The sequence below is a fragment of the Aggregatibacter valvarum genome, from assembly GCF_980468985.1.
In genome coordinates, this window is sequence record NZ_OZ413141.1 from 1,950,001 (window position 1) to 1,962,505 (window position 12,505).

Annotated in this window: 11 protein-coding genes and 1 rRNA gene (1 of these 12 cut by a window edge); 6 read left to right on the forward strand and 6 right to left on the reverse strand. The window is 44.0% G+C overall.

Translation table 11 applies throughout. The features are described 5' to 3' along the window. The 4 genes from AC30SF_RS09375 to AC30SF_RS09390 all read right to left on the reverse strand — a co-directional run. Positions 1–330: ribosomal RNA gene (locus tag AC30SF_RS09375) — 16S ribosomal RNA — on the reverse strand; it reaches 1,210 nt to the left of the window's first position. A 338-nt stretch (positions 331–668) separates the two neighbouring features. Then, positions 669–1,181, reverse strand: a complete 513-nt coding sequence (gene hemG / locus AC30SF_RS09380) for a menaquinone-dependent protoporphyrinogen IX dehydrogenase (RefSeq protein WP_489608246.1) — start codon at positions 1,179–1,181, stop codon at positions 669–671. Further along, positions 1,181–2,647 (reverse strand): TrkH family potassium uptake protein, encoded by a 1,467-nt coding sequence (locus AC30SF_RS09385; protein WP_489608247.1) that lies wholly within the window; start codon positions 2,645–2,647, stop codon positions 1,181–1,183. The genes hemG and AC30SF_RS09385 overlap by 1 nt, the downstream gene beginning before the upstream one ends. 11 nt (positions 2,648–2,658) lie before the next feature. After that, on the reverse strand, positions 2,659–3,270 hold the full coding sequence (locus AC30SF_RS09390) for a YigZ family protein (RefSeq protein WP_209364004.1): 612 nt from the start codon (positions 3,268–3,270) through the stop codon (positions 2,659–2,661). Between the two features lie 78 nt (positions 3,271–3,348). Here AC30SF_RS09390 and tusA point away from each other — a divergent pair, with 78 nt between their 5' ends. The 6 genes from tusA to tehA all read left to right on the forward strand — a co-directional run bounded on the left by tusA (position 3,349) and on the right by tehA (position 9,376). Next, the gene (tusA, locus tag AC30SF_RS09395; protein WP_021615402.1) at positions 3,349–3,588 is read left to right on the forward strand and encodes a sulfurtransferase TusA; all 240 of its coding nucleotides are present in this window, start codon (positions 3,349–3,351) and stop codon (positions 3,586–3,588) included. A 105-nt stretch (positions 3,589–3,693) separates the two neighbouring features. Then, a complete protein-coding gene (gene ilvA / locus AC30SF_RS09400; protein ID WP_314117184.1) occupies positions 3,694–5,235 on the forward strand; it encodes a threonine ammonia-lyase, biosynthetic in 1,542 nt (513 codons plus the stop codon). A 105-nt stretch (positions 5,236–5,340) separates the two neighbouring features. Beyond that, entirely contained in the window at positions 5,341–7,047 is a 1,707-nt protein-coding gene (gene narQ, locus AC30SF_RS09405) for a nitrate/nitrite two-component system sensor histidine kinase NarQ (RefSeq protein WP_315543235.1), read from the forward strand. Positions 7,048–7,059: 12 nt separating this feature from the next. Next, positions 7,060–8,085, forward strand: coding sequence for a UDP-N-acetylmuramate dehydrogenase (gene murB / locus AC30SF_RS09410; protein WP_489608248.1), 1,026 nt, complete (start codon positions 7,060–7,062; stop codon positions 8,083–8,085). A gap of 29 nt (positions 8,086–8,114) precedes the next feature. Further along, positions 8,115–8,423, forward strand: coding sequence for a DUF2322 family protein (locus AC30SF_RS09415; protein WP_489608249.1), 309 nt, complete (start codon positions 8,115–8,117; stop codon positions 8,421–8,423). Next, positions 8,423–9,376, forward strand: coding sequence for a dicarboxylate transporter/tellurite-resistance protein TehA (gene tehA, locus AC30SF_RS09420; RefSeq protein ID WP_489608250.1), 954 nt, complete (start codon positions 8,423–8,425; stop codon positions 9,374–9,376). Before AC30SF_RS09415 ends, tehA begins: the two co-directional genes overlap by 1 nt. A gap of 51 nt (positions 9,377–9,427) precedes the next feature. On the opposite strand, the gene lptD is transcribed toward tehA, so the two are convergent. Beyond that, entirely contained in the window at positions 9,428–11,773 is a 2,346-nt protein-coding gene (lptD, locus tag AC30SF_RS09425) for an LPS assembly protein LptD (protein WP_489608251.1), read from the reverse strand. A 92-nt stretch (positions 11,774–11,865) separates the two neighbouring features. Next, entirely contained in the window at positions 11,866–12,414 is a 549-nt protein-coding gene (locus AC30SF_RS09430) for a DNA-3-methyladenine glycosylase I (RefSeq protein WP_489608252.1), read from the reverse strand. Between the last annotated feature and the right edge of the window lie 91 nt (positions 12,415–12,505).

The following is a 12,505-nucleotide window of genomic DNA, read 5'->3' on the forward strand; positions in this document are numbered from 1 at the left end:
GTGTCTCAGTCCCGGTGTGGCTGGTCATCCTCTCAGACCAGCTAGAGATCGTCGGCTTGGTAGGCCTTTACCCCACCAACTACCTAATCCCACTTGGGCTCATCTCATGGCATGCGGCCTCGCGGTCCCGCACTTTCATCTCTCGATTCTACGCGGTATTAGCGACAGTTTCCCGTCGTTATCCCCCTCCATAAGCCAGATTCCCAAGCATTACTCACCCGTCCGCCACTCGTCAGCAAGAAAGCAAGCTTTCTCCTGTTACCGTTCGACTTGCATGTGTTAAGCCTGCCGCCAGCGTTCAATCTGAGCCATGATCAAACTCTTCAATTCAAAAAGTTTAATCGCTCAATACTGCTGACTTAATTAATCATCTATAATAAATAAACGAATCTTCGTAGCACTATTCAGTTCAATTTTAAAATCTTTAATGATAAAACGAATCTTCAAGTGCCCACACAGTTTGTCTGATTGATTATTAAAGAACATTTGCACTAAGCAAGGTTGATAATTCTAACTTCTCGTTATTTTATCGTCAAGAAAAATTTTCAAGAACTTTTCTTTTTGTTTGCTACCCTTGCGGTGCGGAGGCGTATTATAGAGATTCGATCCTGAGGATCAAGTGTTTTTTTCAAAAAAATGTTTGATAGGTTAGAAAAAATACAATTTGCTTATTTGATCTGCAAAAACGCCTCAGAAAATGACCGCACTTTCTGCCAATCTGTATATTCGATCTCTTTTGTCGGATCTGTTTCTCCGCCAGTGATGCGCATAATCAATTGGATCATAATACGATCGAAAAACTTATAGCGCGGATAAAGCAGCGCGCCGGCAAACACTGCCGATATCGTCGGTTTCCATGTCATCCGTTGCAAAAATTTACGCACATATACGTTCGTTTCCGGTGTGGATTTTTCAGGTTTCCGCGCCGTTAAATTGACGCCGAAAAATGCCGTCGTCTTCTGATTTAAAAGTGCGGTGTGTTTTTCTAACATTTTATACAGCTGTTTATTGAAATGCCCGTAGCGGATCGAGGCGCCAATCATAATACGATCATAGGCTTGAAGCTCGAATTCATCATGAATTGACTTAACCTCCACGTTTTCTTTAATCACATTTGCAATAAAACTGGCTATTTTTTTGGTTTGTCCATCATGTGTGGAATAGAGAATGAGCGTTTTCATTAAGATTTCCAAAATGTCGGTGTAAATAGAACTAAAAGTGAGAAGATTTCTAAACGTCCGCACACCATCGCTAACGTGAGAACCCACTTGGCGCTGTCGGGAATATCAACAAAATTACTGCTGACCGCCCCCAGTGCCGGTCCAAGATTATTTAAGCAAGCAATGACGGCATTGAATGCGTCAAACGTCTCAACGCCACAGCTAATCACGCCAAGTAAACAAATGACAAAGACCAATAAATAAGCAGAAAAAAACGCCCAAATACTTTGAATCACCCTTTCATCCAATACGCGTTTACCCAATTTTATCGGATAGACTAAATTAGGATGAATTAAGCGATTAAGCTCTCGTTTACCTTGTAAATAAAGCACAAGTACGCGCACGACTTTCAATCCGCCACCAGTTGATCCTGCACAACCGCCGATAAAAGAAGCGAATAATAATAAGATCGGGAGAAATAATGGCCATTGATCGAAACTTGAGGTGGTATAACCTGCGGTTGTCGAAATGGAAACCGATTGGAATGCCGATTGTTCAAGATTTTGTAGCCAATCATCATTAAAACGATGATGCCCAAGCAACATCACAAAACATACCGCAATAAGCACCAATTGAATAAAAATAAAAAAGCGAAATTCCGGATCACGAAAATAGCTCGACAGGATATTGCCTTTGCCGATTTGAGAAAATGCATTGAAATGCAAGGCGTAGTTGCAACCTGAAATCAGCAAAAATGCAATCGTAATTACGTTGACGGCGGAACTATTAAAATAAGCCATACTGCTATCATGCGTAGAAAAGCCACCAATAGAAACAGTTGAGAAACTGTGGCTAATTGCATCAAATGGCGACATTCCGGCTAACCAATAAGCCATTGCGCACAGTGTCGTTAATGAAGCATAAATAAACCATAATGTTTTCGCCGTTTCAGTAATTCTCGGGCGCATTTTATTTTCTTTGACCGGCCCGGAAATTTCCGCACGATATAGCGACATTCCCCCGATGCCGAGTAACGGAATAATGGCGACCGCCAGCACAATAATTCCCATGCCACCTAACCATTGCAAAAACTGACGATAAAATAAAATGGCTTTAGGCAGCTTGTCTAAGCCAATAATATTGGTTGCGCCTGTCGTGGTTAATCCGGAAAAAGATTCAAAAAATGCAGAGGCAATCGTCAAATCGGGATCTTCAAATAAAATAAATGGAATCGCCCCCAAACTTCCCATTACCACCCAAAAGGCCACAACAATTAAAAACCCCTCACGTGATCGCAGTTCTTCTTTGTGATGATGGCATGCCCACCACAAAATGGCGCCGGCGATAGCGCTAATCACAAAAGATTGAATAAAGGCTTTACCGCCACCGTCTCCGTAAAGCAAGGCGACAAATGCCGGCAATAACATTGTGCCTGAAAAGCACATCACAAGAATGCCGACAATCCGTAAAATAGATAGAAAATGCACAAAAAACTCTCTTACTCACTCTGTTCCAAAGATAATCTACCGGCAGATTTTTCGGTCAATTCCCGTTCAAATGCCTGCAATTTATCTAAGCGAACCCCTAACATCACTGTAACTTCAGCCTGAAAATCTTGCTCGATAACCGCCACATCATATTTTTCGCACAATGCTTGTAGCCACTGAATTTGGCTGTAATCACACCGCACTTGATAGCGCAAATAGTCCACTTTGGTCGTGACGTCCAACCGCTTTAACGCTTGTTGAACACCGCCGCCATAAGCCCGAACCAAGCCGCCGGTCCCCAGCAAAATACCGCCATAATACCGAACCGTTACTGCGCAAATTTCACCTAATCCGCTTCCTTGTAAAGCCGCCAACATCGGTTTTCCTGCCGTTCCCGCCGGTTCGCCGTCATCCGAAAAACCAAGCTGTTGTGAATCATTGGGCTTGCCCGCCACCGTTGCCCAACACCAATGCCGGGCATTCGGGTGCAATACCTTAATTTCATGCCAGAAGGCTTTCGCCTCAGCCAAACCTTCCGTGTGGCGCAAATAGGTAATAAAACGGCTTTTTTTAATTTCTTCGGTAAAATCCACCGCACTTTTAGGAATGCTATATTCAATCATACCATTAAGGAATTTTGCTGATTTTATACTGTGTTTTATTGTATTATAACCTGCAATTTTTCATAACAAATAGCCAAAATGAAGAACATCACAATCACCCAAACACTGGATACTATCGGGCTACGATGCCCTGAGCCGGTCATGTTAATCCGCAAGCATATTCGCCATTTAGAAAACGGTGATGTGCTTTTAATGTTAGCCGATGATCCGGCCACAACGCGAGATATCCCCAGTTTTTGTCAATTTATGGATCACACCCTGTTGCATAGCGAAACCGAACAACTTCCCTATCGCTACTGGGTAAAAAAAGGAAAATGATAATAACAAAAAGTGCGGTGAATTTTAAAAGCATTTCTAAAATCCACCGCACTTTCACTTGTTTGCCATCACAATCATACTCGACATCTACGATATAATATCATCATGAAAAACTTATTAACCACCCCTCATCCCACCCAAAACGATTACATTAACGCCATCGTCAAATTGGGCTCACGTGTTTACGAAGCGGCACAGGTAACACCATTACAAAAAATGAATAAGTTATCTGAGCGCCTGCATAATGCGATTTGGATCAAACGTGAAGATCGCCAGCCGGTTAACAGCTTCAAATTGCGTGGTGCGTATGCCATGATTTCCAGTCTATCGGCGGAACAAAAAGCCGCAGGTGTGATTGCCGCCTCTGCCGGCAACCATGCACAAGGCGTGGCGTTATCAGCAAAACAGCTCGGCTTAAAAGCCCTTATCGTGATGCCACAAAATACCCCCAGCATTAAAGTAGATGCAGTGCGTGGTTTTGGTGGTGAGGTGTTGCTGCACGGCGCCAATTTCGATGAAGCCAAAGCGAAAGCCATTGCGCTGTCAAAAGAAAAAAACATGACCTTTATTCCGCCCTTCGACCACCCTCTCGTGATTGCCGGCCAAGGCACCTTAGCCATGGAAATGTTGCAGCAAGTGTCCGATTTGGATTATGTTTTCGTCCAAGTTGGGGGCGGTGGTTTAGCCGCCGGTGTGGCAATTTTACTCAAACAATTTATGCCGGAAATTAAGGTTATCGGTGTGGAATCCAAAGATTCTGCCTGCTTAAAAGCCGCCTTAGATAACGGCAAACCGACGGATTTAGCCCATGTTGGCTTATTCGCCGACGGCGTAGCGGTAAAACGTATCGGTGATGAAACCTTCCGCCTATGCCAACAATACCTCGACGACATGGTACTGGTGGACAGCGACGAAGTCTGTGCCGCGATGAAAGATTTGTTTGAAAACGTCCGCGCCGTCTCTGAGCCATCAGGGGCATTAGGCTTAGCCGGTCTGAAAAAATACGTCAAACAGCACAATATTCAGGGCAAAAACATGGCGGCAATTCTCTCCGGTGCCAACTTGAATTTCCATACGCTCCGCTATGTATCCGAACGTTGCGAAATCGGTGAAAACCGCGAGGCCTTGCTTGCCGTCACCATGCCGGAACAGCCTGGCAGTTTCTTAAAATTTGTCCATACGCTTGGTGCGCGTGCAGTGACCGAATTTAGCTACCGCTACGCAGATGACCAAAAAGCCTGTATTTTTGCCGGGGTTCGCACCGCAAATGAAGCCGAAAAAGCGGAAATTATCGCAGAGTTAACACAAAACGGCTTCGATGTAGAAGATATGTCCGATGATGACATCGCCAAAACCCATGTGCGTTATTTAATGGGCGGACGGGTTGCCGATCACGGCGAACGCCTTTATACCTTCGAATTTCCTGAGCAAAAAGGCGCATTATTAAAATTCCTTGAAACGTTGGGTGGTCGCTGGAACATTTCTCTTTTTCACTACCGCGCTCACGGTGCCGACTACGGCAATATCCTTGCCGGATTCCAATTGGAACAACGCGATACCGGCGAATTCGAACACGCATTGAAAACCTTAGGTTATGTCTATCAAGATGTTACCGACAGTAAATCCTATCGTTATTTCTTGCGTTAAAAAGACAGCCCAAAATGACCACACTTCATGCTCTCCCCGTCGTCCTATCCGAATGGGGAAAGCCTGTGCAGTCGAAACCCTGCAACGCACTTAGACAGATATTCTATGGTTAAAATTAAACACTCCGTTTCTACCCGCATAGCCAACTATCTCATTGTGATTATTATCTTCGTTGGTGTCATTGCCTCTTTAAGTTTTACGTTAATGGCGGGCAATAGATCGTATGCCGAAGCCATTAATGTCTCCGGCTCATTGCGTATGCAAAGTTATCGCTTATTGTACGACATGGAGCATCAACCGGAATTAGTGGAAAAAGGCTTGCAGCAATACCGTGAAAGTCTGTATTCACAATCGCTACGGAATATCCACCACCAGTTTTTTGTGTCTGAAGACGTGAAATCCTCTTACGACAATCTTATTATGCGTTGGGAGAAAATGGAGTCATTCGCGCAACAAAAAAATTTCGTTGAATATCAACGTGATATTGCCGACTATGTGGCGCAAGTGGATCAATTTGTCTCTGCATTGCAATATTCCGCCGAACAGCGTTGGATTTGGGCAGTATGGGTAATTGCTTTGTCATTATTGTTGATTTTTGTGATGGTTTCGTATGTGAATTGGTACACCCGTAAGGCTGTTGTTCGCCCATTGGAACAGCTGACGCAAGCCAGTATCCAAGTGCAAATGGGGCAATTTAAACATATTCCATTAGATGTGGATAAAGAAGATGAAATCGGCAATTTAGCGCGTACATTCACCAAGATGTCCTCTGAATTGGGTAAGTTATATTCCAGTCTTGAAGCAACGGTAAATGAAAAAACACAAAAGTTGCAACAAACCAACCGCTCTTTAACTACGCTATACCACTGTTCACAACTGGTTACCACCAACAATATTAATGGCAAGATTTTGCAAATGGTGATGCAAAATATCATGAGCAGCGAACACTTACGTTATTTGGAATTAGAAGTGTTAGATGCGGAACATTGGAATATTTGCTTGGGAACAAAACAACCGTTAATCGAATGTCAGCAAACAGATGTGAGCATGGAAGGCGAAACCTTGGCGATTCTGCATTGGCAGGCGGGGTTGCCTTGCCCGGATTTGCGCACCATGAACAACTTGGCGCAAATGCTTAGCCGTTCGCTCTACTTCCACAAAACCCAACGTCAGCAAGAGCAATTGTTGCTAATGGAAGAGCGTTCTATTATCGCCCGCGAGCTACATGACTCTTTGGCGCAGGTGTTGGCTTTTTTACAAATTCAATTAACCCTGTTAAAACACAATTTGCACAAAGACGAACCGGATTCCAAAAAGAAAAGTTTGTCGATTATTCAGCAATTTGAACAAGCCCTGAGCGATGGTTACAGTCAATTACGCGAACTGTTGGCAACCTTCCGTTTAACCATTCAGGAAGCAAATTTAAAACTGGCATTGGAGCAAGTGATTGATTCCTTACGCAATCAAACCGACATGCAAATGAGCGTAGATTGCACCCTACCATCGCAAAGTTTTAATGCGCCGCAGTTAGTGAATGCCTTGCAAATTGTGCGTGAAGCGGTATTAAATGCCATTAAACATTCACAAGGCACGTTAATTGAAGTGATTGCGCACACAAACGAAGATGGCGAATACGAACTCATTGTGCGCGACAACGGTGTGGGCATTCCGAGTTTGGAAGAACCTGACGGGCATTACGGCTTAAACATCATGCAAGAACGCAGCACACAACTCAATGCCAAATTAACAATTTCTCGTCGAGCAAGTGGCGGCACAGAAGTCAAAGTCACACTGGCTCACGCCTTATCTTAAAAGGACAGATACATGCAAAATTTACAACCTTTTCATACCTTTTCTCTTCCTGCAAAAGCTAGAAAAATCATCGAGATTCACTCGATTCCGGCATTGCAACAGGCTTGGCAAGACTGCTTGGCAGAACAGTTGCCGGTGCTTTTTTTAGGGCAAGGCAGCAATGTGCTATTTGTAGAGGACTTTGACGGCGCCGTCTTACTTAATCGCCTACTTGGCATTGAACATCGGGAAGATACGGATTTTCATTATTTACACGTTAATGGTGGCGAAGTCTGGCATGACTTGGTGAGATGGAGCATCGCGCAGGGGTATTATGGTTTGGAAAATTTGGCACTCATTCCCGGCTGTGCAGGATCGGCGCCGATTCAAAATATCGGCGCTTATGGCGTGGAATTTAAAGAGGTATGTGATTATGTGGAGGTGATGAATCTTCACTCCGGCGAATTGTTCCGCCTCACCAATGCCGAATGTGAATTTGGTTATCGAGAAAGCGTATTTAAGCACAAATATGCGCAAGGTTATGTAGTGACTGCCGTTGGGTTGAAGTTAGCGAAGGCATGGAAACCGGTGTTGAAATACGGCAATTTAGCCAATCTGGATAAAAGTGCGGTCACTTCTGCGGACGTTTTTGCCGAAATTTGTGCCGTGCGTCAAAGTAAATTGCCGGATCCGAAAGAATTTGGCAACGCAGGCAGTTTCTTTAAAAACCCCGTGGTTTCAGCCCAACAATTTGAGCGATTACAACAAAACTATGCGACGATCCCACATTTTCCTCAAGCGGACGGCAGCATAAAATTAGCCGCAGGTTGGCTTATCGATCAATGTGGCTTGAAAGGCTACCAAATCGGTGGCGCCGCAGTACATCAGCAACAAGCGTTAGTATTGATTAATCAAGGCAATGCCACGGCATCTGATGTCGTGGAACTTGCCCATCATATTTATCAGCTTGTGGCGCTACGTTTTGATATTCACTTGCAACCGGAAGTCCGCTTTATCGGCAAGCAGGGCGAAATCGATAGTCAACAAGCTATTCGTTAGTTTTTTAACCGATGACTGAAGGAAATTTTATGGACTTTAAAACCGTATTAGACACATTACCTCCCATTGATCACCTTTCCGGATTAGCTATCTTAGATAACGGCACGGTGATTCATCACATTCCCGCCGTAGCCGGCAAATTAGGTTCACTGCGCGTGTACAATGCCTTAGCGCAAGAATTTAACGGAAAATTAGACCGTACTTCAGCACAAAAAGGCTTACAACTTTTCGCCGAACATACGCAAGATGCGCGCGAAAATGCCGGAAAACATCCCAATATTGATTTGTTGTTGCGCGTGATTGAACAAGACTTGTGTTATCAAATTGAGGCAGATTAATGGAACAGCAAAAACCTTTTCCTATTCCGGTCAATTATTTCAGTATCGTTTTAGGGTTAGCCGCATTAGGCTTAGCTTGGCGTTATGGCGCTCACACTGTGGCACTGCCGGCGCTTGTTGGTGAAACGTTACTTGGTTTGGCAACCGTCATTTGGTTGATCTTTATTGTCGCTTATGGCGTGAAATGGTTGCGTTTTCCACATCAGGCTAAAGAAGAATTACATCACGTCATTCAGTGTTGTTTTATCAGCTTGATTCCGATTACCACCATGTTAATTGGCTTAGCGGCGTTGCCGTATGAAATCGCTTTGTCTGTTGGATTAATTACATTGGGCATCATCGGGCAGCTAGCTTTTGCTGCTTACCGTGCAGCAGGATTGTGGCGTGGCATTCATAAAGCAGAAGCCGCCACACCGATTATGTACTTACCAACGGTGGCAACCAATTTTGTAAGTGGCACGGCATTAGGCTATTTAGGTTACAACGAAGTTGGTATGCTCTTTTTCGGTGCCGGTGTATTTTCATGGCTCAGTCTAGAACCGGCAATTTTGCAACGATTACGCAACTTAGAGCCGCTCGCACCTGCCGTTCGTCCGGTTATTGGCATTCAGCTTGCGCCGGCATTCGTGGGTTGTTCTACTTATTTGGCGTTAAATGGCGGCGAAATCGATTTATTGGTGAAACTACTTATCGGTTACGGTGTGTTGCAATTATTGTTCTTAATTCGTTTACTGCCTTGGATTTTCCAAAATGGTTTCACCGTTTCATTTTGGGCATTCTCGTTTGGACTGGCATCCATGGCAAACGTGGGATTGCATTTATACCAAGGTACGGCAGATAGGCTGCTTAGCGTGCTCGGTTTATCCCTGTTCTGGTTTGCCTCCATCATGATTGGATTGTTGATACTAGGCACGCTTTACCTCATGATGCGCAGACGTTTCTTTGCCGCTTAAACGCGCTATCAAACAAAAAAATGCCCTGATCATGTCAGGGCATTCTCATCATTAGTAAAGGCTAAACGCCTGCAAATAAGGCAACTTGCCTTTTTTCATCATATTTTCTATACCGGTTTTATGATCATGGCTAAACCCACGTAGTTCAAAGGTGACACCAATACCGTGATCATAGAAGATGTCATCATTTTTTTGATTCTGACGACTGGTAACATAACGTCTTGCGCCAACACCAACACTCCAACAACAGGTGTTATACTGCACGCCAAGATACTGCTCCACCGGTTTTTTAAGGGCTAAATCTTGATAATAACGGCCTGCAATCGCCCAATGATCACTTAACTCCCAACCGACTTGAACCCCAAGTTGTTTAATATCTTGATTATAGCGATTCGCTTCTGCCGTTAAATTTTGATTAATATATTCCTTGCTGGCATAGCGATAATTTAATTGCACCACGTTATTTTTTGTCGGGTTATATTCTATTCCGGTGTTTGCCAGAGAAACCTGCCCCAGCTGAGGATCGTATTGATAACCTCCCCGCCAACGCATCAGATCATTGATTTTCCAGTTCGCTTCAATCGCCCATGAAGAAGACGATCCTTCGGTTCGGTTATCACGGTTCTCATCAATTCGTGACGGCTCAAGGTAATAAGTTTGCCCAACGGCGATATTAAACCGCTCTTCTTTATTTTCATCAAAGAATCGACTGGTTCCCCCTAGCGTTACTTGATTGGCTGACGCAATTCTATCCAAGCCACTATAACGACGTGAATTAAACAGCGAAAAATAATCTTGCTGTAATAGCGAAGAATCATAACCGAATCCTAAATACTGCGAATTCAGTTTAGAACCGATATTGCTTTGATCTTTATAAGGGCGGAACAAATACTGCGCACGCGGCTCAAGGGTTTGTGTATAGCCCGAAATAAAGGTTTGGTTAGAGGCTAAAACACTCTGCAAGTCAATTTTTAATTGTGGCAAGATACGATTGACGCTCGATTCAACGTCCTCTGCCTTATCTGACCGCCCTTTCTTTTGCTGATACTGGGTTGCGTACAGTTTGGCTTCCAAATTCATACTGCCATAGCGATTTGACAAGGTTGTATTGACACTCGGTTCACCATGGAAACGCCATGCCGTCGGCATTTGCGCACTATCATTGTCAAAACGGACTGCTTGAGAAAAGAGTTTAAAATCCACTTTATTACCGAATAATCCATTTTGATAATAATTAAAGTCGATTTGAGGCAAAGCGCGATAAGGGCCAATAACCACTTCATCAAAAATTTGGAATTGCTTAACGAACATCGCAATATTGTAATTGGGTTGATAATACGCAATTCGCCCGGTTTGATCCGCATACCCATCAGTGCTGCTGCCATAAGCAGAGTCAAAGTCGTTAAAATAACGCTTATCACTCACCTTGGTGTAATTCAAATCCAAACGCCAATCTCGTGCAAAAGCCGCATTATGCTTCCAATAGAATAAATGACGCTTACGATTTTCGCTGTCATAATCTTTTAATCGATCATCGCCCAAATATTCACCGGCAACTTGTCCCTCGCCCAACGTCGTTAAATAGCGGAATTCACTGTTCAACTGCCAACCACGATGAGACATATATTTCGGCGTTAACGTGGCATCTAAATTCGGGGCAATATTCCAATACACCGGCTGAGCATAAAAATAGCCATCCCGACTGCCATGACCCAAGGTTGGAATCAATAACCCGGAACGACGGCGGTCGCCTATCGGTAACTGCAAATACGGCGTATAGAACACCGGCACGCCCTGTACTTTAAAACGGGCATGCCACATTTCTGCATACTCTTCTTTAACGTGTTGACGCATTTCATCGGCATAAATCGACCAAGAATGATCATCTTGCAAACAAGACGTAAAGGTCGCATTTTTCATCACACGATAGTCATCGCGCAATTCCACGCTTTCTGCCGACCCACGGCCTTGGCGATCCACTAATTGATAATGTGCATTGCGAACATCCGTATCTTTGGTATTTAAATGAATTTTGGCATCATCGCCTAACAAATTGATTTGGTTGTCTCGATAATCAAATCCGCCACGGGCAAAGGCATAACGCTGCACATTATCACCGCTTCCCTGTTGTTGCACCTCAACTTCCGCAGATTGTAAATGGCGATTGCCTTGTTTAACATCCACACGGCCTTTATAAATCCCACTGCGAGGCTGCGTTATCTCCGCCTGATCCGCCTCAATATACACCGGCAAATCGTTCGGATTTTCGCTCACCACTTCACCGGTAAAATGCGGCACACCGTATAAACACTGCTTTGCTAAATCAGCCATGCTTTCGGCGCTATAAAGTGCGGTCAAAATTGACAACGAAATTAACGTGTAAGTATTCTTTTTCATGAGAGTAGACAACCATTACAACCAAAGATAGCGTGATTATACTGTAAAACAGGCTAAATCACAGGGGTTAATCGGCGTTATTTGCCCCATTCTTATTTACAATGACAATGATTCCAATGATCATTCACCAAACCCATCGATTGCATAAAAGCATAACAGGTGGTCGGGCCGACAAACACAAAACCGCGCTTTTTTAACGCCTTGGATAACACCGCGGAAACAGCCGTCTGGGCAGGCACCATGGCTAAATCCGGCACATCATTCACCTGCGGTTGGCCATCCACAAAAGACCAAATAAAACGACTAAAATTTTCACCGCACTTTTCCATCGCCAAATACGCCTTGGCATTTTTCACAATCGCCTCCAATTTTGCCCGATGACGAATCAAACCGGCATTTTGCATACACTGATTTATGTCTTCATCTGTCATCTGCGCAATTTTTTGCGGATCAAAATGGTAAAACGCCTGCCGATAATTTTCCCGCTTTTGTAACACCGTAATCCACGACAACCCCGCCTGCTGTCCTTCTAAACAGAGTTTCTCAAATAATTTCTGACTATCAAATTGCGGCTTCCCCCACTCGTGATCATGATAATCCCGATACAATGGCGAACCCTCCGCCCACGCACAACGTGCCATTTTATTTTCCTTCTCAATAAAAAAATCTTCCAGAATGAAAACAATCCCCTAATACCAAGACTTTTCACGCAAAAAATGCGGTCATTTTCTA